Here is a 24,284-nt window from a genome sequence, read left to right on the forward strand (position 1 = left end):
TGTTTCGTGTCAAATCACGGGATGGATGATTCTTATTTTTCCGCAAAGATGCGCGGAGCGCGCTTCACAACCGCGGGCAGCGCCTCGCGCACGCTGGGCCACCGCGTCGGCGGCGCCGACGGCGTTTTCGCCCATTGGACGTGGGTCGGCCAGCGCCTCACGGCGGGCAACGACAGGCACGGCTTCTATCCGCTGTTTTACGCGAGCTGGGATGGCAGCTTTGCGATCTCGCCGTCGATCGATCGGCTGCTGGCGCTCGGCGCGCCGGCCATGCTCGACACGCGCGCGCTGTCGGTGTTTCTGCGGCTGGGGTTTTTCATCGGCGAGGACACGCCGTTCGAGCATATCCGCGCCATGCCGCCCGGCGCGGTCCTCGAGTGGGACGGCGCGCTGCGCATCGCCAAGGTGGCGCCGTCGCCGACCGCGCGCCACGACCAGCTGGCGCGCGACGAGGCGATCGACACCTACATCGCGCTGTTCCGGGCGGCGCTCGAACGGCGCGCCCCGGGCGGCCAGTTCGTGGTGCCGCTTAGCGGCGGGCGCGATTCGCGCCACATCCTGTTCGAGCTGCTGCGCCAGGGCCACCGCCCGTACCACTGCCTGACGACCGCGCACTATCCGCCGCGCGGCGGCGAGGACGTGCGCGTGGCCGCCAATCTCGCGCGCGGGCTGGGCCTGCCGCACGTCGTGCTGGCGCAGAGGCAATCGTGGTTCGCCGCCGAGCGGCGCAAAAACCCGTTGACCAGCTTTTGTTCGGACGAACACGCCTGGTACATGGTCGCGGCGGACCACCTCAACGCGCGCCCGGATCTGGGCGTGTACGACGGCATTGGCGGCGACGTGCTCTCGGCCGGCCTGTTCGTGACGGCGCGGCGGCGCGCCTTGTTCGAGGCGGGCGACCCGCGCGCGATCGCCGCGCACCTGCTCAACGCCGACGAGACGGTGCTCGCGCGCCTGCTCGCGCCGGCGTTCCAGCGCGACGTCGGACGCGAGCGTGCGCTCGAGCACCTCGGGAACGAACTGGCGAAACACCTGGGGCGGCCCAATCCGGTGGGCGCGTTCTACTTCGCCAACCGCACGCGGCGCGAGATCGCGCTGGTGCCGTATGGCCTGCTCGGCGCCATGCCGCAGGTGTTCTCTCCCTACCTCGACCACGCGCTGGTCGACTTTCTGGGCGCCTTGCCGCTCGCGATGCTGGCCGACGGCGCCTTCCACAACGATACGATCGCGCGCGCCTACCCGCAGTTCGCGCACATCGGCTACGAGGAAAAGGACGGTCCCGCCGCCGACGCGCGCGCGTGCCGCGCCGGCTTCGGGCGCGAACTGGCGCGCGAACTGCTGGGGTGCGCGCCGTCGACGCTGCTGAACCAGCGTTTTTTGCGCCCGCGCCTGTGCGCCGGCGCGCTCACCGACAAATGGGCCGCGGCCAGCCACTGGTACGCGGCAATGGCGCTCTACCTGCACCAGCTCGACGCCGCGGCGACCCGGCCAATCCCGTGATTTAGCGGCCCAAGGCCGCAATGTGGCGGTTCGTCACAAAGCGCCGCCACCCCTGCGCGCCGCCCGCTACCATGGGGTCAGTTCTCCACCACTTTGAGGAAATATCATGCGCAGCCAAGTTGTTCTTCCATTGTTCTTGTCCCTGTCCCTGCTTGGCGGCCCCGCCAACGCGGCCGAGCAATCGCGCACTGTCGCGCCGTTCGACGCAATCAGCATCAAAGGTCCCGTCAACATGGTGGTGCAGGTCGGCGCCGCGCAGGCGGTGCAGATCGCCGGCGACGAGAAATTCATCAAAAAGGTCGGGACCCGCGTCGTCGACGGAGAATTGGTTATCACGTTCCAGGGCGAAGACAAGGGCATGAAGCTCGACGACGATGAAAAAATCACAATCTCGGTGCCGACCCTGCGCGCCTTCAAGGTCGAGGGCGCGGGCCAGGCCGTGGTCAACAACATCAACGCCGAGCGCTTCGACCTCGGCTTCGAGGGCGCGGGCAGGCTGGTCGCCAACGGCAAGGTGCGCCAGCTCCTGGTCAAGGCCAACGGCGTCGGAGCGATCGACACCAAGGCGCTGCTGGCGCAGGACGCCAAGGTCAGGTTCGAGGGCGTCGGCTCGGTCAAGGTGTATGCGAGCGAGCGGCTCGACCTCAACGTCAGCGGCATGGGGTCGCTGAACTACTACGGCAATCCGAAGAAGGTCAACAAATCGGTGCAGGGCATCGGCAGCGTGCGCGCGGGCGACTAAGCGACCGTTCAAAACGGCTGCGTCAAAAAAGCGCGACCTCGAGCTGTTTCATGTCGGGGTCGCGCGCGCGGATGAAGCGCACGATCGATTCGACCGTCACGGTGTCGATCTGGCCGGCCATGCGGCGACCGAACGGGTGGTCGTCGAAGGCGATATTGGCGCGGAACATGCGCCCGCCGAGGCGCGTCGCGGCCGGGATGCTCGGCGTGGTCGGCGTGGTCGGCGCGGGGCGGCCTTGTACTCGAACACGTCGTCGGGGAAAAAATTGCCGAGGCCATCGTTGTACAGCTGCGAGGCGTCGGTGCCGCAGCCGTTCAATTCGTGCACCACCAGCGAGCGGTCGTCGATGGCCTTGGACGGTCAGCCCCGGGCGCATGCGCCCGCGCGCACCAGCAGCAGTTCGCGCTCGCGCGTGTTGTTGGTCAGCGCGGCGGCGCGCTCGAACTCGGCGCGCGCCTCGGCGTTGCGGCCGAGCTTGGCCAGCAGGTCGCCGCGCACGCTCGGCAGCAGGTGGTAGCGTTCGAGCGCGGGCTCGCGCACGAGGCGGTCGGCCAGTTCCAGCCCGGCCGCCGGCCCGTAGGCAATCGACAGCACCACCGCCCGGTTCAGTTCGATCACGGGTGAGGGCGTCAGTTGCGCCAGCGCGTCGTAAAGGGCGCTGATGCGCAGCCAGTCGGTCTGCTCCGGCGCCAGCGCGCGCGCGTGGCAGGCCGCGATCGCCGCCTGCAGCGCGTACGGGCCGAAGCCCTTGCCAAGCTGCGCGGCGCGCTCGAGCGCGGCATGCCCGCGCCGGATCAGCAACTGGTCCCAGCGGCTGCGGTCCTGGTCGAGCAGCAGCACCGGCGCGCCCCCGGGTCCGACGCGCGCGCGGTTGCGCGAGCACTGGATCTCCATCAGCGCCACCAGGCCGTGGACCTCGGGCTCGCCCGGCACCAGCTCGGCGAGCACGCGGCCCAGCCGCAGCGCCTCCTCGCACAGCTTGGGGCGCAGCCAGGCGTCGCCGGCGCTGGCCGAATAGCCCTCGTTGAAAATGAGGTAGACGACCTGCAGCACCGAGCCGAGCCGGGCCGCGAGCTGGTCGGCGGGCGGCACCTCGAACGGCACGCGCGCCTCGGCCAGCGTGCGCTTGGCGCGCACGATGCGCTGGGCGACGGTGGCCTCGGAGACTAGGAAGGCGCGCGCGATCTCGGCGGTGGCCAGGCCTCCGAGCAGGCGCAGCGTCAGCGCCACGCGCGCCTCGGTCGCCAGCACCGGGTGGCAGGCGACGAACATCAGGCGCAGCATGTCGTCGCCGATGTCGCCGGCCAGCGCCGCCTCGGGGTTTGGGCCCGCGTCCTCGAGCTGGGTTTCGATCGCGTGGGTGAGTTCGGCCTCCCTGGCGTTGTGCAGCTTTGCATGGCGCAGGTGGTCGAGCGCGCGGTTTTTGGCCACCGCCATCAGCCAGGCCGCCGGATTGTCGGGGATGCCGGCCCCGGGCCAGCGCTCGAGCGCGTTGACGAGCGCGTCCTGCGCCAGCTCCTCGGCCAGGCCGACGTCGCGCAGCATGCGCGCCAGCGCGCCGATGATCTTGGCCGATTCGATGCGCCACACACCCTCGATGACGCGGTGTGTGGCGGCGCGCGCGGCCGCGCCTGTCGACGCGCCGTCCATCACCAGGTCGGCGCGCCCGAGGCGAGCCGGGCGAGCATGCCGGCCTCGAGCTGCTCGCTGCGCATGCGTCGCTCGGCTTCGCGCAGTGGCGGCGTGAACGCGGGGTCGAGGTCGCCCGGCTCGACCATCGGGCGGATTTCGACCTCGACCCGCGCGCCGCACGGGTAGGGCACGGCGGCGGCCCAGGCGATTGCCTCGGCCATCGATCGGGCCTTGATCATCCAGTAGCCGGCGACCAGTTCCTTGATTTCGGTGAACGGGCCGTCGACGGTGGTCGCCCTGCCGGCGCTGAAATTGACGCGCGTGCCCAGCGCGCTCGAACGCAAGCCGTCGGCGGCGAGCAGCACGCCTTTTTTCGCCTCGGCCGCGTTGTGGGCGTCGAGCCGGTCGAGCACTTCTTGCGGGACCGGCGTTTCGGCCTCGAGTTCGGCGCTCGAGCGCAGCAAGATGGCGAAGCGCGTACCCTCGACCGCCGCCGCCGGGTCCGGGTGGACCTCGGCGCAGCCGCCGGGGCAGCCGGCTTCGCGGATCTCGATGCCGACCTTGCCGTCGGGTCCGGCGTCGGAGGCCGGCCAGCGCTTGATCCATTCGACGACCTCGTCGCGCGAGGCCGCCTCGAACACCGAGATGCCGGCGACGAGCTCCCTGGTTTCGGTGAACGGGCCGCCGACCACGCTCACCTTGCCTTCGCTTAGCAGCACGCGCACGGCCTGGTCGCTCGGCTTGAGGCCTTCGCCGGCGCGCATCACGCCGGCGGATACCAGTTGCGCCTTGTAGGCGCCCATATCCTTAAGCAACTGCTCGTCCGGCATCGCGCCCTGCTCGGTGCCGGCGTCTGCCCTGCGGAAGATGATGAATTTCATGCCGTGCTCCGCTCAGGTTTGCGCCGCGATGGTCGCGCGCAGCCGGTCTTCTTGCTCGCGCAATTCGGGCGTGAACTCCGCGCCGAAGTCGCCGGCCTCGAACACCTGCCGGATCTCGATTTCTGAGTCGCCCTCCATCGGGTTGGGGCAGCGCCTGACCCATTCGATCGCCTCCTCGCGCGAGCTGCATTCGAACAGCCAGAAACCGGCGACGAGCTCCTTGGTCTCGGCGAACGGGCCGTCGACGACGGTCCGGCTGGCGCCCGAGAAGCGCACCCGCGCGCCCTTGGAGCTCGGGTGCAGGCCCTCGCCGGCGACCATCACGCCGGCCTTGACGAGTTCCTCGTTGTACTTGCCCATCGCCGTGAGCAGCGCCTCGCTCGGCATCTTGCCCGCCTCGGATTCGGGGGTGGCCTTGACTATGATCATGAATCGCATGGTGCTCTCCTTTCGGTGTTGGTGGTTACGTCGCTTCGGGGCCGCAGCCTTGCATCATGGCCGCCTCCAACTCGTCGGGCGCGACGTCGCGGATATGGGTGGCGATCGACCACATGTGGCCGTACGGGTCGGTGACCATGCCGTAGCGGTCGCCCCAGAACATGTCGGCCACCGGCATGGTGGGCGCGCAGCCGGCGGCGACGGCGCGCTCGAACGCGGCGTCGACGTTCTCGACGTACATGTGCAGGGTGATGGGGGTGCCCCCGAGCGCGAGCGGGCCGCGCATATTCCATTCGGGATTCTCGTCGACGAGCATGATGCTCGAATCGCCGATGCGGATCTCGCCGTGCATCAACTTGCCGTCGGTGCCCTTGAGGCGGCCGCCGTCGATGGCGCCGAAGGCCTTGATGTAGAAGTCCATCGCCGACTCGGCGCCGGCGCAGACGATGTGCGGGGTGATCGAATGCATGCCTTCGGGAATTGGTTTGACGTTCGTGCTCATGATCGTTCTCCTTGGAAAAGTTAGTTGAGTGGTTGGTTCAGTTCGGTGCGCCAGGCGGCCGGGTCGGGGTCGGAATGGGGGCCGGCGACGTAGACCTCCCACAAATCGTCCGTCTTGCCCAGGCCCTGCCGGTCGATCCATTCCATGAATTGCCCCCAGCCCCCGGGCAGGCCTTCGTAGCCGCCGTGTAAAACCGTGCGCGCCACGCGCGCCGCCGGCAGGGCGCCGGCCTTGACGCGGCCGGCCGGCGCGACCGGGCCCGAGACCGGCACCCCGACCTCAAAATCGAAGAGCCCGGGTTCCATGCGGAAGTGGTGCGAGAACACGGGGCCGGCCGGGCCGACGCCCTGCGCCACGACCGCGGCGATCAACTCGTCGATGGCGGGGCCCATCTGCGCCTGCATCTCGGCGCGCGGGATGGTCAGGTGGATCACGGCCGCCTGCCGGGCCGGGCTTTCGGTGATCTGTGGCGTGTCGAGCATGGTTGTTTCTCCTCTAAAACGCGGTCGGTGCGCCGCGTATATGACTACGACGTCCGGGCTTCGGGAAAATCGACAGGGATGCGAAAAATATTTTTTCATGTATTCTTTGATAAGGCAAGCTTAGCATGTTCACTATTTAAATCCGGCCCGCACGCGCGCGCAGCGCCGTCGCGGTGACAGAAAGCAAAATCGAAAGTTGCAATGAATATTGTCGTAATCGGTGCATATGGAAATTTCGGCGCGCGCCTGTGCCGCGCCCTCGCCCGGCGCGCGGACATGCGCCTGATCGTGGCGGGGCGCGATCTGGGGCAGGCCAGGCAGTTTGCCGGGCAACTCGGCGGCGACGCGCAGGCATTGCGCCTCGATGTGGCGCAAGCCGACCTCGCGCAGGCGCTGCGCGATGCGGGCGCGCAACTGGTGATCCACACGGCCGGCCCGTTCGCGCCCGGCGACTACGCGGTGGCGCTGGCGGCGGCCGCCGCCGGGGCGCACTATGTCGACCTGGCCGACAACCGGCGCTTCGTCTGTGATTTTTCCGCCGCGACCGACGCCGCCTTCAGGCGCGCCGGACGGCTCGCGATCACCGGCGCGAGCACCGTGCCGGCGCTGTCGAGCGCGGTGGTCGACCACCTGACCGAAGGCTGGCGCGGCGTCGCCTCGATCGACTGTTGCATCGCGCCGGCCCAGAGCGCGCCGCGCGGCCTGGCCACGCTGGCCTCGGTGCTAAGTTATTGCGGCGCGCCCATCAAGGTGTGGCAGGACGGCGCCTGGGTCGTCCGTTACGGCTGGGCCGACCGGGCGCCGGTGGCGTTCCGGCGCCTGCGCCCGCGCGCCGGCGCCTTGTGCGACATCCCGGATCTCGAATTGTTTCCCGCGCGTTATCCCGGCGTGCGCACGGTGATGTTCCGCGCCGCGCTCGAGGTGGGCCTCGGGCAGGCCGCGTTCGCCCTGCTGGCCACCTTGCGGCGCAAGGGCCTGATCGCGCGGCCCGAGCGGTTCGCCAAGCTGATGCACGTGGCCGGGCGCGGCGCCGACTTCCTCGGCACCCGGCTCGGCGGCATGGTGGTGCGCGTGCGCGGCGTCGACGCCGCCGGCGCGCCCGCCGCGCGCGCCTGGCATATCGCGGCCGACAACGACCACGGCCCCGAGATCCCGGCGATGGCGGCCATTTTGCTCGCGCGCAGGCTGGCCGGCGGCTGGGGCGCGACCGGCAGCCACAGTTGCATGGGGCAGTTGGCGCTGGCCGAGTTCGAACCCGAGTTCGCCAAATGGGGCATGCTCACCGATATTGTTGAGGGAAATGAAGCTGTCGGAGGAAATGCACCTTGAACGGGAAAGCTGAACAATCGGTCCGGGCCGACCTGAGGGTGTTGCGCTGGGCGCTGGCGGGCGTCTGGATCGCCACCGGCGTGGTCGTGCTCGGCGTCTATCCGCGCGCCGACAGCCTCGCCATGCTCGCGCGCGCCGGCCTCGACGGCGGGCCCGCCTTGCTGGCGCTGTATGGCGGCGCCTTGCTCGATCTGGCGCTCGGCGGCCTCACCCTGTGGCGGCCGCATCGCTGGCTGTGGCGCTTTCAGGCCGCCGTGATCCTCGTCTACAGCGCGATCATCACGGTGGCGCTGCCCGAATTCTGGATCCACCCGTTCGGGCCGTTGCTCAAAAACCTGCCGATCCTGGCGATCATCTGGCTGTTGCACAAACACGAAAGTGGTGGCCGATGAATACCTATCTGCTGCTCAAGTGGCTGCACATCATGTCGAGCGTGCTGCTCGTCGGCACCGGCTTCGGCAGCGCGTTCTATCTGTATTTTGCGAACCGCACGCGCAACGTCGAGGCCATCGCGCACGTCGTGCGCCTCGTGGTGCGGGCCGACTGGTGGTTCACCACGCCGGCGATCGTGCTCCAGCCGGCCACCGGGTTCGCGATGGTCATGATGGCGGGCTATTCCTTGTCGCAAAGCTGGCTGCTCTGGTCGCTCGCGCTGTACGGCTTGGCGGGGGCGTGCTGGCTGCCGGTCGTGTGGCTGCAACTGCGCATGGCCACGTTCGCCGCCCGGGCCGCCGCGGAAAGGACGCCGTTGCCGGAGCAATACTGGCGCTGTGCGAAGCGCTGGGAGCTGCTCGGCTATCCAGCCTTCCTGGCGATGCTCGGCATTTACTATCTGATGGTGTTCAAACCCGTTTTTTGAGGCTGGTCACTGCACCTTGAGCTGGGTGAACGAAAAACCGATCTCCTCGAGCGCCCGCACCGCGCCGTCGAGGCTGGTGAAGACGCGCGTGTCCAGCGTCTGCACCTCGAGCAGCATGCCGGAATCGCCCTTGATGCCCGACAGGCGCACGGTCCACGCGTTCGCGCTCATGGGGACCCTGACCAGCATCGCCGACGTCAGGCGTCCGGCCGAGAAATCGCGTTTGGCCTGCTCCATCGTCCTATTACTTTCAATCATTTTTTGTCTATGCGCGCGGAAGGGAATGGTTAAATTATAGCTGTTGCCGGCGGGGTTTTTTTGCGCCTGGCGTGGAACGAATGCGGGCCCCCGGCATCGAACCTGCATCGCCAAGCACCGACCGGGGACGACATGGACACCGTATGGATCGTGAGCGCAAACGCGGGCCGGGCGCGCTTTTTTTCGCAGGCGCGCCACGCGGCGCCGTTCGAGGAAATCAACGACATGGTCAATTCGGCCGAGCGCTTGCGTCCGTCCGAGACCGAGCGCGACCAGATCGGCCAGCTGGCCGCGTCCAAAAGCGGGCACAACACGGGGGCGCCGGTGCAGCCGAGCGGCTACGATCCGGCCAAAATGCCCGATCAAATCGCCGCCGAACTGTTCGCGAAAGATGTCGCCGCCTTCCTGCTGCGTGCGTGGCAGGAGGGCCGCTTCGACCAATTGCGCCTGACGGCGTCGCCCCAGTTTCTTGGCCTGCTGCGCAAGATGCTCGATCCGCGCGTGGCCGCGCTGATGCGCGAGGAGCTCAGCAAGGACTACACCCAGTTGAACGCGAAGCAATTGCGCGAGCAACTTGGCGACGCCCCGCCGCTCAGTTGATCGCTCAGTTGATCGCTCAGTTGATTTTTGTGGCCGCGGCGACCCACTCGGCCGACGCCGCGCGCGCCCAAGCGATGTCGTCATCCGACCGGAAGCTGCTGATCGTGTGCATCAGCATGTTTTTTCCCTTCAAGAAAATAAAGGTCTGGACCAGCACTTCGTGGCCGTTCCCGGGGGCGCCCGCCTTTTTGGTCAAAAACGCCACGCTGACGGAATTGGCGGTTTCGTTGAACACCCCGAGCGGCGCCAACTCGCCGACCCTGAGGTCGATCTGGTCGGCCGCCAGCTTGCGTCCGGCCCCGCCGCCGATCTCGAAACTGCCGCGCCGTTCCTCGTGCTTGCGCTTTATGGTCTCTTTGATGTCCTTGATCTCGCCCGGGCCGAACTTCCTTTCTTCCATAGCGCGCATCGTGCGCAGTGAAAAAACACGCGCCATGCCGGGCATTTTTCCCAGCTTCAATTCATCGACGTCGCCTTGCAGGAAGAACGTCGCCACGAAGCGTTGTTTGTCGTTGTCGACCAGGGCGCGCAGCCGCTGCGCGCCTTCGGCCGAGAACGGGGTCGGATCGATGAAGCCGGCCGGCTCGGGCAATTTGATGTTCGCCTCGCCGATGGTCACCAGCGTGGGCGCGGCCGCGGCCGGGAGCGCGAGCGCGAGGACCAACAGGCAGGAAAGGAAGCGTGTGTGCATGCTGGTGGGCCTGGTCGGAAAGGGGTGTATTCTAAATTATCGCGCAACGGCGATGTCGTTTTTCGCGGCCCAGGCCGTCATATCCTGCTTGCGGATCGCCGCCGCCATCAGGTCGGGGAATTTGTCGGGCGTGCAGGCGAAGCACGGAATGCCGAGGCTGGCGAAATGGGCCGCGTGCGAATGGTCGTAGCTTGGCGCGCCGTGGTCGTCGAGGGCGAGCAGGGCGATCATCTGCATGCCGCTGTCGACCATGCTGCGCGCGCGCGCCAGCATCTGCGCCGCGTTGCCGCCCTCGTACAAATCGCTGATCAGCACAAAAATCGTCTCCTGCGGGCGCTTGACGAGGCCCTGGCAATACGCCAGCGCCTGGTCGATGTCGGTGCCGCCGCCCAGTTGCGTGCCGAACAGCACGTCGACCGGATCGGCCAGCAGCGGGGTCAGGTCGACCACGACCGTGTCGAACACGACCACCTGGGTCGACACCGCCTTGATGCTCGCGAGCACCGCCGCGAACACGCTCGCGTAGACCACCGATGGCGCCATCGAGCCGCTCTGGTCGACGCACAGGATGATGTCGCGCAGGCTTTGGGTCTTGCGCGCGAAGCCGATGCGGGTGTCGGGAATGATGGTCTGGTAGTCGGCCTGGTAGTGGCGCAGGTTGGCGCGGATCGTGCGCAGCCAGTCGATCTCGTTGTGGCGCGGGCGCATGTTGCGCGCCGCCCGGTTCAGGCTGCCGGCGACGGCCTGGCGCAAGGGGTTGGCCAGCTTGCGTTCGAGCTCGGCGACCACCGTGCGCACCACCTGGCGCGCCGTGTCCTTGGTCTTGCTCGGCATCAGGCGGTTGAGCGAGAGCAGGGTCGCCACGAGATGCACGTCGGGCTGCACGCTGCGCAGCATCTCGGGTTCGAGCAGCATCTGTTGCAGCCCGAGCCGCTCCATCGCGTCTTTCTGCATGACCTGCACCACGCTCGACGGGAAGTATTCGCGGATGTCGCCCAGCCAGCGCGCCACCGACGGCGCCGAGCCCTGCAGTCCGCCCTTGCGCTCCTGCTTGTCGTACAGCGCGCCGAGGGTGCGCTCGAGCGGCGCGTCGCCGGTCGGCAGCGCGAGATTGTCGGCGTCGCTGCCGAGCATCAGGCGCCAGCGCCGCTCGAGCGCGGCCTGGTCGATTTTTTGCGGCGCGGTGCTCATGCCGGTTCCTCGCGCGTGGTGGTGGTGGGGCCGAGCAGGCGCGCCAGGATCGGCAGCACCAGTGCCGCGCGGCGCGCATCGATCTCGCTCTCGGTGCCGGACGCGGCCAGCAGCACGCCGCCGCTCGAGACGCGCTGCGCCAGTTGGCGCCGCTCGGCCGCCTCGAACGTGGCAAAGGTGCGCCGCAGCAGCGGCAGCAGTTCGGTGAAGGCGGCCTCGGGCAGGCCGGCGACCCAGCTGTTGAGGATGTGCCACAGGGCGTTGTTCATCACGAGCAGCAAGCCGCTGCCCTGCAGAAAGCCCTCGAGCCATTCGGCCGTGGCGAGCGGGTTGATCGGGTTGCTGCAGGCCAGCGACAGCGCCTGCGCGGTCTGCACGACGCTCCAGTGTTCCTGATCGAGCAAAATGCGCACGGCGCGCCCGGCGATCAGGGCGTGCACCTGCACCCGCACGCATTGCGCCAGCGCGGCGAGCCAGTCGGCCTTGTGCCGCTCCCGTTGCAGCAGGGCGATGGCGCGGTCGGCCTGGATCATTTGCGCCAGCAACACGTGCGCGGCGTCCTCGTTGATGCCGCGCGCGGCCACCGGCAGCGCCAGGCAGGCGCGCTGCACCAGGCCGCCGAGCACGAGCGCGACGCTGGTGGTGTCGGTGCCGCGCACATTGCCGTAGCGCAGAACATTGGCCAGCGGCGCGAGCGCGGCCAGCAGCACGCCGGCGTCCTGGGTGCCCGCGGCCAGCGCCTGCATGCGCGCCATCAGCACCGGCACGGCGGGGCGGGCGTCGGCCAGCAGCATCTGCTCGACCAGGGCGGTCAGCGCGGGCAGTTGCTGCAATTGCCGGGCCTGGTGGCACAGGTGGGCGTTGCAGGCCACCTCCACCGTGGGGCCCCAGACGTTGGCCTCGATCAGCGCGAGCTCGAATTCGGGTTTCCACTCGAGCACCCAGAGCTCGTGGAAGCTGCCGGTCTTGCCGCTTGTGGCGCGGGTGCGGCCCCACGCGATGCCGAGCAGCGCGAGGCGGTGCAGGAAGACGCTTTTTTCGAGGTGTGCCGGCTGGCGCAGGTCGAGGTCGAGCTCGGTGTGGTCGGCGCGCGGGGCCAGCCGGTAGCGCTTTTGCAGTTGCCTCACGTCTTGCGGCAGCGGCAGGGTGGGGGTGTCGGCCGGCACGCCGCCGAGCCGGTCGTTGACCAGCAGCTCGCGTTCGATCAGCCGCAGCGGCGCGTCGTTGTCGCCGAACAGCACGCTTTGCAGCGCCTCGAGCAGTTCCTCGAGGCCGGGGCGGGAACGCTCGCGCATGCTCGCCAGCGTGTCCGACAGGCGCAGCGCTTCGATCACATGGGCCGAGGACGCGTCGAGCCCGTGCTTGCGCAACAGGCGCACGGCGTCGGTGAGCCAGTACAGGGACGCCTTGTGCGGCGTGTTCCACAGGTGGTGGTACCAGCCGGGCGCCTGCACCCCGGCCCCGTAGCCGCTGCTGAAACTTAGGCGCCCGTAGCTCCACGGGGTCCAGGTCGCGGCGACCTTGGCCTTGGGCAGGTCGCTGAGCAAATCCTTGTCGTGCTTGGCCGTGGGCATGGTCCGCAGCGCCGGCACGTGCCAGGCGCCGCACACCACGGCGATGTTCTGGTGGCCCTGCTTGAGGGCCAGGCGGATCATCTGGCGCATGTGCGCCTCGCGCCGGGCTTCGCGCGGCGACAGCGTCCGCGCCAGTTGGTCGCGCGCCATCGTCATCATCTCTTCGATCGCGGCGAACAGTTCGAGGCTGTCGTGGCGCTGCTCGACCAGGTGGTCCCACCAGGTTTCGGTGTCGGCGAAGCCGGCCGCCCGCGCCAGTCCGGCGAGCACGTCTTCGCGCTCGCGCTCGGGTTCGCGGGCCACTTGGTCGGAGGCTTGGTCCGCGTCGTCGGCGCCCGCCGCCTCGTCGTCGGACCTGGCCACGGGCGCGGCGTCCGTGTCGTCCGCTGCCTCGGCCGGCAGGGTCATGCCCTGCGCCAGCGTGTGCGCGAGCGGCAAGTCGATGAAGCGGGTCGGCACGCCGCGCGCCTGGCCGAACCGGATCGCCTGCCATTCGGGCGAGAATTCGGCGAACGGGTAGTACACCGCGTGCTGCGGCATGGCCGGCGCGTAGACCAGCAGCGCCACCGGCGGGCGCATGTCGTCGCGCCCGGCCAGCGGCAACAGCTCGTCGGCCTCGGGCGGGCCTTCGATCAGGACCAGGTCGGGCTGCAATTGATCGAGGGCCTGCGCCAGGCTGCGCGCGCAACCCGGGCCGTGGTGCCGGATGCCGAATAAATGAACGGCCATGTCAGGAACGGCGGCGCGCCATCAGAGCACCTCGCGGCAGGCGCGGTACAGGTCTTTCCAGCCTTCGCGCTCCTTGACCACGGTCTCGAGGTATTCGAGCATGATCAGGCGGTCCTGCACCGGGTCCTTGACGATCGCGCCGACCATGCTCGAGGCCATGTCGCCGCCGCGCAGGGTGCCGTCGCCGAAATGGGCCGCTAGCGACATGCCGTTGGTGACGACCGAGATCGCCTCGGCCGTGCTCATGCTCGCCGAGGGCGACTTGAGCTTGATCTTGCCGTCGTCGGTCTGGCCCGCGCGCAGCTCGCGGAAGATGGTGACGATGCGGCGGATCTCCTGCAACGCCGGCTTTTCGATCGGCAGTTCGAGCGCGCGCCCCAGGCTGGCCACGCGCGACTCGACGATGCTGACCTCCTCGTCGGCGTTGTCGGGCAGCGGCAGCACCACCGTGTTGAAGCGGCGCTTGAGCGCGCTCGACAACTCGTTGACGCCGCGGTCGCGGTCGTTGGCGGTGGCGATCACATTGAAGCCCTTGGCCGCCTGCACGTATTCGTCGAGCTCGGGGATCGGCAGCAATTTCTCCGACAGCAGGCTGATGAAGCTGTCCTGCACCTCGGCCGGGATGCGCGTCAGTTCCTCGATGCGCGCCAGTTTGCCGGTGCGCATGGCGCGCATCACGGGACTGGGCACCACGGCCGCCATGCTCGGGCCCTTGGCCAGCAGTTGCGCGTAGTTCCAGCCGTAGCGGATGGTTTCTTCGGCGGTGCCGGCGGTGCCTTGCACCACCAGCGTCGAGTTGCCGCTGATGGCCGCGGCCAGGTGCTCCGACACCCACGACTTGGCGGTGCCCGGCACGCCGAGCAGCAGCAGGGCGCGGTCGGTCGCCAGGGTCGCCACGGCGATCTCGATGATGCGGCGCTTGCCGATGTATTTGGGGCTGATGAGCACGCCATTGTCGAGCGTGCCGCCGAGCAGGTAGGTCGCCACGGCCCACGGCGACAGTTCCCAGTTCGGGGGGCGCTGGCGCTGGTCCATTTCCTTGAGCGCGCTGAGCTCGTGGGCGTACTCTTGCTCGGCGTGCTGCCGCATCACGTTGTTGATGGGTGTTGTGGTCATGCGTCGTTCTCCAAAAAACTGCCTTGCATCGTGTGGCGGAAGTGCATCGTTTCCTTGAATTCGTCGAGCGCGGGGCGCCAGTGCGGCCAGTGTTCCCAACCGTCGGCGGGCCAGTTGTCGTCGAGATAGGCGCAATCGCCGGCGTCCAGCGCCAGCCGCAACACGCTGAAGAATCCGCGCGCGCTGTACTGGGAGGCGCCGTCGTGGAGCATCTGGCGTTGCGCCTGGGTCAGGGCGAGGCGCGACAGCGCGGGCGACAGCGCACGCGCCTGGCGCACCGCGCTATGCTCGATGAGGTGGGTGATTTGCCGGTATCCCTCGCGGCCCTGGCGCGCGTCACTCAACCAGCGTTGCAGAACGCTTTCCTGAAGGGCGGGGGGCAGCAGTTCGATGTCTGGCAGCAGCGAGGCCACCAGATCGACCCCGCCCGCGCCGCCGGCGCCGATCAGGGCGAGGAACCAGTCGAACGCGGCCTCGCCGGGGGTGTTGCGCAAGGCCCGTCCCGCCGCACGGGCGAGCCCGGTCAGCAGCGCGAAGTTGAATTCGTGGGCCGAGAACAGGGCGATGACCCGCGCCGGCGGAAGGTCCCAGGCGCCGCTCCAATGCGCCGGCGGCACGCAGCTGACCATGTCGAGCAGCAGGCCGGCCTTTTCACCGAGTCCATGGTGGGTCTGCAGGCCGATGCCGTCGCGCTTCATCTGCTTGGTGCACACGTCGGGCAATCGCACCTCCAGTTTGCCGGCGGCGCGCCCGAACGTGAACAGCGCCTCGAGGCGCGCCGCGCAGCGCGCGCCCAGTTGGGCGCCGGGCAGGCCCGCGAGCAGGTTCTGCGCGATGGCGCGCACCTCTTTGCGCTTGTCGTCGAGCGCGCGTTCAAGGAAGGCTTCGTCGGCCAGGGTCAGCGCGGTGGCGAGGCAGGGCAGCAGGGTGACGCGGTGTTCGGGCGGCTCGTTGGCCCATTCGCCCTCGAGCGCGGCCAGCGCGGCGGCCGGGTCGGCGCGCCGCATGGCCTCGAGCGCGAAGCCGCGTTCCTCGATGCTGCCCAGTTGCCATTTGGTGTCGACCGATTCGCCGGCCACTGCGCTCACGCCGTAACGTTCGGCCCAGGCCGGGTTTTGCGCGGCCAGCCAGTTTCCGCGTTCGCCGAGCAGCGGCGCGAGCGCGTGCCGCAGCGCCGGTTTCTGCATGCCCATCTCGAGCAGGGGCACGATGCAGGCGTGCGGCAGCGGCACCCGCGCGGCCCGCGCCAGTGCCAGCCATTGGTCGAGCAATTCCGGGTGGATCCCACGCAGGATAAGTTGCAGCACGCGTTCGGCGGCGCGCGGGCATCGCGCGGGGTCGGCCGGGGCCGCCCCGGCCGCCCGCGCCAGCGCGGGCGGGGTGAAGCCGGCGCGCTGCCACAGGTCGTTCGCGGCCAGCGCCTGCCACAACAGGTGCTCGCCCTTGGCGGCGGCGAGCAAGACGTCGAGTTCTTCGCTCGCGCCCATGCCGGCGCCGAGCGGGGCGCGCTCGACACCGGCGAGCAAGGCCTTGTGCAATTGGGGGTGGAGGTTCATGGGTGCAGGCTCATGGGTTCGGGCTCATGGGTGCGCGCTCATGGGTGCGCGCTCATTGCGGGTTCTCGCCATCGAAGCCGTGCAGCCGCGCGCCGACCGTGATCGCAAGCGGGAGCAGGGCGTAGCCGTTCCACAGGCCGAACACGGTCGCCGCGGCGCCGCCGGCCAGCGCGTGCAACTGCCAGCCGTGGCGGAAGCGGCCCTCGAGCGGCAGCGCGGTTCCGTCGGCGGCGCGCAGCAGCCAATGCGGCGACGGCCCGCCCGCGTAGTGCGGCGCGACCTGGTCGAGCAGCATCGGCTGCAGTTCAAGGAAGGGGTTGCGGGCCAGCGCCTGCGCATAGTCGCCCAGCAGGGCCGCCGGGGCGGCGGCGCCCGCGTCGCCCGCCTCGCCCGGCGCCGCTTCGCACAGGGCCATGTCGGCGCCGAAGGCGGCCCGCAACGGATTGGCGCCGGGATAAAAGTGCAGCCTCCCCTGGTGGCAGGTGCCCGGGATCAGGGGCGGCGGCAGCGCCTGCGCGCCGGCCGAAAACTGCAGCAGCATGGCCCAGCGCCCGCTTTGTCGACCACGCAGGTAGCAGGCGCGCCGGCCGATGCGTTCGTCCTCCTGGGTGTGGTTGCCGCACACGCGCCACAGGTCGGCCACGCCCGGCTCGGCCAGCGCCTCGTCGACACCCGAGACCCAGCCCAGCGCGCCCCGGACGTCGTCCTGCAAACCGCGGGGCAGGCTGGCGATGCGGCGGTAGCCGCGCACCAGCAGCGCCAGTTGCGCCAGTTCGCGCGCGAGCGGGATTTCCCAGCCGGGCTGGCTCGAGCCGTAGACGAGCATGCCGGCGCGCCGGATGCGCGCCGCCAGTCCGCCCGCCTGCGCGTCGACCATGCGCGCGGCCATCGCCTCCCAATCGCCGGCCGGACGCGCGCGCAGGCCGGCCAGGCCCTCGCGCGCGAGGTCGGCCAGCCAGGTCTCGAGCAGGTCGCAGCCGGCGCCGACATTGGCCTCGCGCTTGTCCTGGCGTTTTTGCTGGCTGTGCGCCTTGGCCTCGATCTCTTCGGGCGTTTGGGCCAGCTCGGCTTCGGCGAGCCTGGCCGCCTTTTTCTCGATTTTTTGTTCGCGGCTTTGGAGCCAGTCGGTCACCCACGCGGGCGCCGCCGTGTCGCTGAACGCGGCGCGCTGCTTCTCGTAGAGCAGGTAGAGCCCGAGGCCGTGCTTACAGGGGAATTTGCGGCTCGGGCAGCTGCACTTGAAGGCGGGGCCGGCCAGATCGATCTGGGCCTTGTACGGCTCCTTGCCGCTGCCCTGGCACAAGCCCCACAGGGCCTGTTCGTGGCCGCCGAGTCCGGACCAGTGCGAGGGGCTCGATTGGGCGTTGCCGGCCTTTGCGGAGGCCGGATCGGGCGCGAGTGCGAGAATTTGTTCTGCCGTCAGTGTCATCGCGTCTCGGGCGAAATGGGATGACGGATTCTAGCACTACTGCCGGAGAATATTTACCATTTAGCAATCGCCGTCCAGGCCGGCGATTTCGCGCGTCATGTTCTCGAGCGCCTTGTGCTGGTACAGCCCGGCGAAGTAGGGCGCGCGGTAGAGCGTGCCGGCGCGCGCCATGTCGCAAAAGTGCCGCAGCACGCGCGCGCGGCCGCCGCGGTAGGCGGCCTCGTCGAGGTGCGCGTATTCGGCCCGCACCGCCCGCGCGTAGGCGTCGTAGACGCCGTCGGCCTGGCCCAGGATCGCCAGGTCGGCGCCCAGCATCAGGCCCTTCAGGCGGTGCGCGGCGGCGCCGCCGCCGAGGTGCGCGGTGGCCCTTATCAGCGCGGCCGGCCCGTCGGCGTCGGCGGCGTCGAGTTCGGCGCCAAGCCACAGGGCGGCGCTGCGCTCCTCGTCGGACTGCGCGTCCGGCTGCGCGCCGTCCGGCCCCCGCATGACCGCGTCGTGGAACCAGAACGCCTTTTTAAGCTCTTGCATGTCGCCCTGCGAGGCGTCGGTGTTGGCGGCCCACACGCCGATCTCGCTCAGGCCGTGCAGCAGGTGGTCGAGGTTGTGGTAGTGCCGGCCGGGGCCGCCATAGCCCTCGGGGCCGGTCAGGCGCGCGAACCAGTGATCGCTGTTGGCGCCGGCCGGCCACAGGCTCTCCCACTCCTTGCGCAGGAATTCGCCGATCCACGCCTGGTAGGCGGGCGCGGGCATGAATTTGCGCACCGTCCAGTGCCAGCCCACCGGCCCCTGCAGGGCCCGCACGAAGCTCGAGCTGACCGAGCCGAGGTCGCGCGGCGGCATCACGAACAGCGTCTTGGCGCCGTGCAGGACGTCGACGTTGGCTTGCTGGATCAGGTTTTCGTAGTCGAAGTCGGACGTGTTGCGGATGCCGCGGATCAGGTAGTCGATGCCCAGGCGCTTGGCCGCGCGCGCCGTGTAGTCGCCCTTGATGAGCATCACGCTCACATTGGTCCAGCCCTGCCCGGCCACGCTTTGCTCGACGATCCGCTTGCGCTCGGCGGCCGGGAACTGCGGCTTTTTGGCGGGGTTTTCGGAGATCAGGATGACGACCTCGTCGGCGAGGGCGCGCGCCTCCTGCACCACCCACATGTGGCCGTTCGTGATCGGATCGAGGGTTCCCGAAAAGGCGATTTTTTTCATGCGCTGGCTCCGTGGCGTTCCGGTTGAATATTTGGTTGTATAACCAATATTTGCGAGCTTAGTGTACAACGCGATGGGCCGCAAGTATAATTTGGTCGTTCAACCAAATTATGAGGGCGAAAGCCATGTCCAGGCGACCCAATTCCGAACAGCGGCGCGCGCAGATCGTCGCCGCCCTGCTGAGCACGATGGCCGAACACGGCTACGAGAAGGCGACCATCCAGCTGATCGCGCGCCAGGCCGGGCTCGCGCCGGGCTTGCTGCACTACCACTTCAAGACCAAGGTCGAGATCCTCGTCGAGCTGGTCACGACGCTGGCCGAACTGTCGCGCGCGCGCTACGAGGGCCTGGCCGCGGGCGCGCTGACGGCCGAGCAGCGCCTGCTCGCCTACATCACGGCGCGGCTGGGCACGGGCGAGGGCGCCGACGGCCACGCGGTCGCGGCCTGGGTCGTGATCGGCGCCGAGGCGGTGCGCCAGCCCGAGGTGCGCCGGGTCTACCAGGAGGCGGTGGGCGCCGAACTGGTGTTGATCGAAAGCCTGCTGGCCGGTTGCATGGGCGAGCAGGGCAGGCGCTTGGGCCAGGTGCCCTTCCTGGCGGCGGCCCTGCTCGCCTTCATGGAGGGCGCGTTCCAGCTCGCCAGCGCGGCGCCCGGCGTGATGCCGTCCGGATTCGCGGCCGGCACGGCGGCGCAATTGGTGCAGCGCTACATCGCCGCCGAGGCGCCGGCATAGTTTCTTTGAAAGTCCATTAACCTTCCTTTCGTATTTGCAACGTCTGCAATACAATCAGCAGATCATTCTGTCGACCCATCGGACCGCCTTGACCGCCAAATTGCCAAAAATCGCCGCCACCGTAGCCGCCTCGCTGGCCGTCGGCGGCGCCCTGCTGTTCGGCGTTCGTTCCGGCGCGCCGCCGGCGCCCGCGACGCCGCCCGCCGCGCCGGCCATCGGCGCGGTGGCCACCAGCATGGACGTGCGCGCCGCCGACGCCCAGCTGCACGCGCTGCTCGCCAATTTCCGCAAGATCATCGTGCTTGTGGCCGACGAGCAGTCCATGACGCCGGCCGAGCTGGCCCACGTGAACCGGGTCGGGCAGGGGCTGTTCCACGAGAACCAGGCGCGCACCGGCGCCCTCAACGCGGCCCTCGCGGCGCTGGCCGGGTCGGGCAACCCGGCGCGCCACGACGCCATAGGCGCCCTGCTCGGGTATATCGAATCGGATCCGGGCATGTACGACGCCGACCGGCTCGCCTTCCGCGAACTGCTGCAGGCGCTGCTGGGCGAGGTGGCCAGGGACTCGTCGCTGCCGGCGATCAAGCTGCACCGCCGCATTTCCGAGGACCTCGAGGCGCTCGCCGAGATCGAGCGCAACTACGAGAAGGAGATCGCCCAGGTGTTCGGGCGCTTCGCGCCGCGCGCGATCGCGCTGGGGCGCGAGAAGTGGGAGGCCTACGTCGGCCATCTCAAAAAACTGTACGCGCGCGAGGCCATCCTCAGGGACCATGGCGTGGTGCTGCCGTACCCGGCCCCGCCGGCGCCCGAGGAGGGCGAGATGTTCGGCCGCGCGCTGCCGCCCAAGACGCTGGTGCTGACCTTCGACGACGGCCCGCACAAGCGCTACAGCGACGAGATCGCCGCGATCCTCAAGCAGTACCAGGTGCCCGGCGTGTTCTTCAGCGTCGGCCACAACATGGGCAAGCTCGGGGCCGCCGGCGAGGTCGCGCTGAACCCCGGCGCGCAGGTGAGCCGGCGCCTCAAGGCGGCCGGCTTCGTGCTGGCCAACCACAGCATGACGCACGCCCAGCTGGCCAAACAGTCGGGCGATGCGCTGCGCGCCGAGATCCTCGACAGCGACCGCGTGCTGCGCGAGGTCGACGCGGCGCGCGCGCCGCTGTTCCGCTTTCCCTACGGCGCGCGCAACAGCGAGGGCATGGCCACGCTGGCCGGCGCCAAGCTGACCTCGGTGATGTGGAACATCGACTCGCTCGACTGGGCCGACCCGGTGCCGAGCTCGATCGCCGAGCGCGTGCTGCGCACGGTGCAAAAGGAGGGACGCGGCATCATCTTGTTCCACGACATCCACGAGCGCACCGTCAAGGCGCTGCCCGCGATCCTCGACCGGCTGGTGGCCGACGGCTACCAGTTCGCCGGCTGGGACGGCGCCGGCTTCAAGGCGGCCAGGGCGGCCGCGGCGCCGGCCGAGAAGCCGGTCTCGGCCGGCTACGCCAACTCGTGGGCGGTGGTGATCGGGATCGACGACTACCCGAAGTGGCCCAAGCTCGAGTACGCGGTGCGCGACGCCGAGGGCGTGCGCGAAACGCTGATCGACAAATTCGGCTTCGCCCCCGCGCGCGTGATCACGCTCAAGAACGCCGAGGCCACCCGCAACGGCATCCTGGCCGCGTTCCACGACCGACTCGGGCATGGCGGCGTGCAAAAGAACGACCGCGTGTTCGTGTTCTTCGCCGGCCATGGCGCCACCCGCAAGCTCAGTTCGGGACGCGACCTCGGCTACATCGTGCCGTACGACTCCGACCCGGACCAGTTCGCCACCGACGCGATCCCGATGACCGAGATCCAGAACATCGCCGAGGGCCTCGCCGCCCGGCACACCCTGTTCGTGATGGACGCCTGCTACAGCGGGCTGGGGCTCACGCGCGGGGCCGGCTCGCGCAACTTTTTGCGCGACAACGCCAGGCGCATCGGGCGCCAGATGCTCACCGCCGGCGGCACCGACCAACTGGTGGCCGACGGCGGCCCCAACGGCCACTCGGTGTTCACCTGGACGCTGCTGCAGGCGCTGAGCGGCAAGGGCGACCTGAACGGCGACGGCCTGATCACGGCCACCGAGCTGGCCGCCTTCGTGGCGCCGGCGGTGGCCGGCGTGTCGGACCAGACCCCGGCCTTCGGCAGCCTGCCCGGTTCGGAGGGGGGCGACTTCGTGTTCGAGCTGCCCGGCGAGACCGAATTTTTGGGGCCCGAGACGGCGCAGTTGTCGAGCGAGGCGATCGCGCTCAACGTCAAGCTCGACGCGGCGCGCCCGGACGGCGGCGCCAAGGCCGGCGCCGCGGCCGCGCCGGTGGTGGTCAGGGACCTGCAGGGCGGCGAGCAGAAGATCGTGCCGGCCGGCGCGGTGCCGTCGTCGGCGCGCCAGCAGGCGCAGCGGGCCAACGACCGGGGGCTGCAGCTGTACAAGGAAAAGCGGTACGCGGGGGCCGAGGCGCAATTTGCCGAGGCGCTCAAGCTGCGCCCCGGCTTCGCGCTGGCGGCCAACAACCTCGGCTTCGTGTTTTACAAGCAGGGCAAGTTCAGGGAGGCGGCGCGCTGGTTCGAAAACACCGTCAAGCTCGATCCCTCGCGCGCGATCGCCTACCTGAATTTGGGCGACGCGCACGCGCGCGCGGGCGAGGGCGCCAAGGCCAGGGCGGCCTACACCACCTACCTCGAGCTGGTGCCCAACGGCGTCTCGGCCGCCTACGTCCGGCAGCAGCTCGAGCGGCGCTAGGAGCCTGGCGGACTTAGGATCGTCGGCTGCAAAAAGCGCTGGACGGTCCATATTTCGCCGCTTTCTCGGCCAATAGCTCGCTATTGGCACTGCGAAATCGTCAAAATCTGTCCTCGTCCAGCGTTTTTTTGCCTCGACCGTTTCGCTTCGACTCCCTAAGCCCGACAGTCTCCTAGCGCGCCGCGCCAACAGTGTGGTTTGGACGATGGTTGGGTGGGTAGATGTAAAAAAACCGGCACGGGCGCCGGTTTCCGATCGCGGTGCCGGTGCTTAGAAGTTGAAGCGCACGCCGGCCGACAGCATGCTCGACCTGAGGGTCACGTCGTCGTCCTTGGCGACCTTGCCGAAGTTTTCGTATTCGGCCACCAGCGAGACGTTGGCGTTGATCTTGAAAACAGCGCCGAAACCGAGCATGACGGAGTTGGCGCTGTCGTTGTCGCTGCCGCCGGTGTAGGTGAACTCGGTGCGGTTGTGGGTGACGCCGGCCTTGGCGGTGAGCGAGAACTGCGACGAAAGCGGCCAGTTGCCGGTCGCCGCGACGTACAGCGCGCGCGGCTTGGCCGACAGTGTGCCGACCTTGCCTTCGCCGAGGAAGGCGAGGCCGCCCTCGATGCCGAACATCGGGTCGAACTGGTGGCCGGCGAACAGCTTGACGCCCTGGCCTTTGTCGTCGACCGACAAATTGCCAACCGACAGTTCGTGGTCGGTGCGGCCGGCGCTGATGCCGGCGTAGTTGTCGGCGGCTTGGGCCGCGAGCGGGGAGGCGGCGGCCAGCAGAGCGATCAGCAGATTCTTTTTCATGGTGTGTCCAATTGTATGTATGTGGGGGCAACTGTAACGAAAGCGTACAGTTGCCGACATCATACAGATCGGATTATTCTTGGTTGTTTTCAGGGAAATACGGGCGGTGGCGCGCGGCGCGCCGTTGCCGCCCCGCCGCCCGGGGCGTCAGCGTTTGCCGGACTGGGCCAGCGAGTTTTCGAGCGCGGCGATGCGGTTGCGCAGTTCGGCCGCCTCGAGCGCCGATTTCTCGGCCGCCGCGCGCGCGCTCGCGGTTTCCTGCTTGGCCGCCACGAGCGCGGCGTCGCCCGCCGGCGCGCCGGCCTGCGGCGCGCCGGCGACCGCGTTGGAGGCGGCCGCGTCCGGCTGCGGCGCCGGGCCCGGCGCGGGCGTGAGGATCATGCGTCGCGGTATGTTGTCGGCGTCGAGCATGCGTCCGATGCGGGCGAACACCTCGATCCGGCCGAACGGCTTTTTCATGAAGTCGTCGGCCCCGATCTTGCTGCCGAAAAATTGCTCCGTCGCCTGTTCATTGCTGCTGATCATGATCACCGGGATGTCGCGCAGGGCCGGGTCGCGCCGGATCTGGCGCAGCGCGGCGAAGCCGTTCATGCCGGGCAGCACGATGTCGAGGAAGATCAGTTCGGGCCGCTCGCTGCGCGCCAGTTCAAGGCCGAGCTCGGCGTCGCCGGCCTCGATCGTGACGCAGCCGACCGACTTGAGGATCTTCTTGAAGGCGAACACGACCGTCGGCGAATCGTCGATGATGAGCACGCGCGTGCCTTCGCGCGCGTTGTGGCGCACGCCCGCGCGGCGCTCGCTGGGCGCGGCCGGCGGCGCGGCGGCGGGGGCGGCCGGTGCGGGCGTCTCGACAGTTTCCCTGCGAAACGCGAATTTGACCTTATCAAGAATTCCCACAGCACTTCCGATCAGTTATGGATACCGTCAAATGATGGGCCCTGCCGGGCCGATAGTAAAGATTTAGCGAAACATTTTGGCATTTATCGTGGTAATTATGAAAACTATTTATTATTAACAACCGCGACCCGTCCGCAGACCCGGGGCCGCTTTTTCCCCTTTTCAATAAATCATGCTCCCAAGAACTGACTTCGTTTAGACTTTCAGCATGAAACAGTCAAACGCGATCGTCCACACCTCCTTGCTGCTGGCCTTGCTGGCCCTGCCGGCGGCGGCCGGCGGCGCCCCCTCCGAGGCGCTGCGCGACTACCGCGCGCTGGCCCTCGACGGCGCCGGGGCGCGCGTGGCGGCGCTCGAATCGGGCGCCGCG

24 protein-coding genes and 1 pseudogene are annotated in these 24,284 nt (G+C 68.9%); 8 read left to right on the forward strand and 17 right to left on the reverse strand.

The window, feature by feature from the left end; translation table 11 throughout:
• The first annotated feature begins 21 nt into the window (after nucleotides 1-21).
• A complete protein-coding gene (locus C7C56_RS13230; RefSeq protein WP_146204469.1) occupies nucleotides 22-1,500 on the forward strand; it encodes an asparagine synthetase B family protein in 1,479 nt (492 codons plus the stop codon).
• 106 nt (nucleotides 1,501-1,606) lie between these two features.
• On the forward strand, nucleotides 1,607-2,242 hold the full coding sequence (locus C7C56_RS13235) for a head GIN domain-containing protein (RefSeq protein WP_106757847.1): 636 nt from the start codon (nucleotides 1,607-1,609) through the stop codon (nucleotides 2,240-2,242).
• Nucleotides 2,243-2,264: 22 nt separating this feature from the next.
• Here C7C56_RS13235 and C7C56_RS29890 read toward each other — a convergent pair whose 3' ends face one another.
• The 7 genes and pseudogenes from C7C56_RS29890 to C7C56_RS13265 form a co-directional block, all read right to left on the reverse strand.
• Entirely contained in the window at nucleotides 2,265-2,411 is a 147-nt protein-coding gene (locus C7C56_RS29890) for a DUF2145 domain-containing protein (protein ID WP_229458757.1), read from the reverse strand.
• A gap of 101 nt (nucleotides 2,412-2,512) precedes the next feature.
• A pseudogene (locus C7C56_RS29895) lies at nucleotides 2,513-2,572 on the reverse strand (hypothetical protein); the annotation flags it as partial.
• Nucleotides 2,573-2,602: 30 nt separating this feature from the next.
• Complete coding sequence (locus tag C7C56_RS13245) at nucleotides 2,603-3,892, reverse strand: RNA polymerase sigma factor (RefSeq protein ID WP_106757848.1); 1,290 nt, start codon at nucleotides 3,890-3,892, stop codon at nucleotides 2,603-2,605.
• Nucleotides 3,892-4,755 (reverse strand): YciI family protein, encoded by an 864-nt coding sequence (locus C7C56_RS13250; RefSeq protein ID WP_106757849.1) that lies wholly within the window; start codon nucleotides 4,753-4,755, stop codon nucleotides 3,892-3,894. Before C7C56_RS13250 ends, C7C56_RS13245 begins: the two co-directional genes overlap by 1 nt.
• 12 nt (nucleotides 4,756-4,767) lie before the next feature.
• Nucleotides 4,768-5,193: a YciI family protein gene (locus C7C56_RS13255; protein ID WP_106757850.1), complete on the reverse strand. Its 426-nt coding sequence runs from the start codon at nucleotides 5,191-5,193 to the stop codon at nucleotides 4,768-4,770.
• Between the two features lie 25 nt (nucleotides 5,194-5,218).
• Nucleotides 5,219-5,695: a VOC family protein gene (locus tag C7C56_RS13260; protein WP_106757851.1), complete on the reverse strand. Its 477-nt coding sequence runs from the start codon at nucleotides 5,693-5,695 to the stop codon at nucleotides 5,219-5,221.
• 20 nt (nucleotides 5,696-5,715) lie between these two features.
• On the reverse strand, nucleotides 5,716-6,177 hold the full coding sequence (locus C7C56_RS13265) for a GyrI-like domain-containing protein (RefSeq protein ID WP_106757852.1): 462 nt from the start codon (nucleotides 6,175-6,177) through the stop codon (nucleotides 5,716-5,718).
• A gap of 201 nt (nucleotides 6,178-6,378) precedes the next feature.
• On the opposite strand from C7C56_RS13265, the gene C7C56_RS13270 reads away from it, so the two are divergent.
• From C7C56_RS13270 to C7C56_RS13280, 3 genes are read left to right on the forward strand one after another with little or no spacing between them, the layout of a single operon-like run.
• Nucleotides 6,379-7,506: a saccharopine dehydrogenase family protein gene (locus tag C7C56_RS13270; RefSeq protein WP_106757853.1), complete on the forward strand. Its 1,128-nt coding sequence runs from the start codon at nucleotides 6,379-6,381 to the stop codon at nucleotides 7,504-7,506.
• Nucleotides 7,503-7,898, forward strand: coding sequence for a DoxX-like family protein (locus tag C7C56_RS13275; protein ID WP_106757854.1), 396 nt, complete (start codon nucleotides 7,503-7,505; stop codon nucleotides 7,896-7,898). The genes C7C56_RS13270 and C7C56_RS13275 overlap by 4 nt, the downstream gene beginning before the upstream one ends.
• A complete protein-coding gene (locus C7C56_RS13280) occupies nucleotides 7,895-8,365 on the forward strand; it encodes a DUF2269 family protein (protein ID WP_106757855.1) in 471 nt (156 codons plus the stop codon). The genes C7C56_RS13275 and C7C56_RS13280 overlap by 4 nt, the downstream gene beginning before the upstream one ends.
• A 6-nt stretch (nucleotides 8,366-8,371) precedes the next feature.
• Here the strand turns inward: C7C56_RS13280 and C7C56_RS13285 are convergent, their stop codons facing one another.
• Nucleotides 8,372-8,623 (reverse strand): hypothetical protein, encoded by a 252-nt coding sequence (locus C7C56_RS13285; protein WP_146204470.1) that lies wholly within the window; start codon nucleotides 8,621-8,623, stop codon nucleotides 8,372-8,374.
• A 132-nt stretch (nucleotides 8,624-8,755) separates the two neighbouring features.
• On the opposite strand from C7C56_RS13285, the gene C7C56_RS13290 reads away from it, so the two are divergent.
• The gene (locus C7C56_RS13290) at nucleotides 8,756-9,223 is read left to right on the forward strand and encodes a host attachment protein (RefSeq protein ID WP_106757857.1); all 468 of its coding nucleotides are present in this window, start codon (nucleotides 8,756-8,758) and stop codon (nucleotides 9,221-9,223) included.
• Between the two features lie 16 nt (nucleotides 9,224-9,239).
• On the opposite strand, the gene C7C56_RS13295 is transcribed toward C7C56_RS13290, so the two are convergent.
• Genes C7C56_RS13295 through coaD form a run of 7 tightly spaced genes read right to left on the reverse strand, consistent with a single transcriptional unit; the run spans nucleotide 9,240 to nucleotide 18,709 of the window.
• On the reverse strand, nucleotides 9,240-9,914 hold the full coding sequence (locus tag C7C56_RS13295) for a hypothetical protein (protein WP_106757858.1): 675 nt from the start codon (nucleotides 9,912-9,914) through the stop codon (nucleotides 9,240-9,242).
• Nucleotides 9,915-9,950: 36 nt separating this feature from the next.
• Entirely contained in the window at nucleotides 9,951-11,105 is a 1,155-nt protein-coding gene (locus tag C7C56_RS13300; RefSeq protein ID WP_106757859.1) for a VWA domain-containing protein, read from the reverse strand.
• Nucleotides 11,102-13,408 (reverse strand): DUF5682 family protein, encoded by a 2,307-nt coding sequence (locus C7C56_RS13305; protein WP_106757860.1) that lies wholly within the window; start codon nucleotides 13,406-13,408, stop codon nucleotides 11,102-11,104. The genes C7C56_RS13300 and C7C56_RS13305 overlap by 4 nt, the downstream gene beginning before the upstream one ends.
• Nucleotides 13,409-13,429: 21 nt before the next feature.
• Nucleotides 13,430-14,509 (reverse strand): ATP-binding protein, encoded by a 1,080-nt coding sequence (locus tag C7C56_RS13310; protein ID WP_219933154.1) that lies wholly within the window; start codon nucleotides 14,507-14,509, stop codon nucleotides 13,430-13,432.
• 11 nt (nucleotides 14,510-14,520) lie between these two features.
• On the reverse strand, nucleotides 14,521-16,080 hold the full coding sequence (locus C7C56_RS13315; RefSeq protein ID WP_109246573.1) for a DUF5691 domain-containing protein: 1,560 nt from the start codon (nucleotides 16,078-16,080) through the stop codon (nucleotides 14,521-14,523).
• 52 nt (nucleotides 16,081-16,132) lie between these two features.
• Nucleotides 16,133-17,509: an SWIM zinc finger family protein gene (locus tag C7C56_RS13320; RefSeq protein ID WP_106757863.1), complete on the reverse strand. Its 1,377-nt coding sequence runs from the start codon at nucleotides 17,507-17,509 to the stop codon at nucleotides 16,133-16,135.
• Between the two features lie 60 nt (nucleotides 17,510-17,569).
• Nucleotides 17,570-18,709 (reverse strand): pantetheine-phosphate adenylyltransferase, encoded by a 1,140-nt coding sequence (gene coaD / locus C7C56_RS13325; RefSeq protein WP_106757864.1) that lies wholly within the window; start codon nucleotides 18,707-18,709, stop codon nucleotides 17,570-17,572.
• Between the two features lie 125 nt (nucleotides 18,710-18,834).
• Here coaD and C7C56_RS13330 point away from each other — a divergent pair, with 125 nt between their 5' ends.
• Nucleotides 18,835-19,443, forward strand: coding sequence for a TetR/AcrR family transcriptional regulator (locus tag C7C56_RS13330; RefSeq protein ID WP_106757865.1), 609 nt, complete (start codon nucleotides 18,835-18,837; stop codon nucleotides 19,441-19,443).
• 88 nt (nucleotides 19,444-19,531) lie between these two features.
• Nucleotides 19,532-22,216 carry a polysaccharide deacetylase family protein gene (locus C7C56_RS13335; RefSeq protein WP_181373170.1) on the forward strand — a complete coding sequence of 895 codons (2,685 nt, stop codon included), beginning with the start codon at nucleotides 19,532-19,534 and terminating at the stop codon, nucleotides 22,214-22,216.
• A 270-nt stretch (nucleotides 22,217-22,486) separates the two neighbouring features.
• Here C7C56_RS13335 and C7C56_RS13340 read toward each other — a convergent pair whose 3' ends face one another.
• Together C7C56_RS13340 and C7C56_RS29365 are read right to left on the reverse strand one after the other, a co-directional pair.
• The gene (locus C7C56_RS13340) at nucleotides 22,487-23,017 is read right to left on the reverse strand and encodes a porin family protein (RefSeq protein WP_181373171.1); all 531 of its coding nucleotides are present in this window, start codon (nucleotides 23,015-23,017) and stop codon (nucleotides 22,487-22,489) included.
• 147 nt (nucleotides 23,018-23,164) lie between these two features.
• Nucleotides 23,165-23,914, reverse strand: coding sequence for a response regulator (locus C7C56_RS29365; protein ID WP_229458758.1), 750 nt, complete (start codon nucleotides 23,912-23,914; stop codon nucleotides 23,165-23,167).
• Between the last annotated feature and the right edge of the window lie 370 nt (nucleotides 23,915-24,284).

Source organism: Massilia glaciei, assembly GCF_003011895.2.
Classification (GTDB): Bacteria; Pseudomonadota; Gammaproteobacteria; order Burkholderiales; family Burkholderiaceae_D; genus Telluria_A; species Telluria_A glaciei.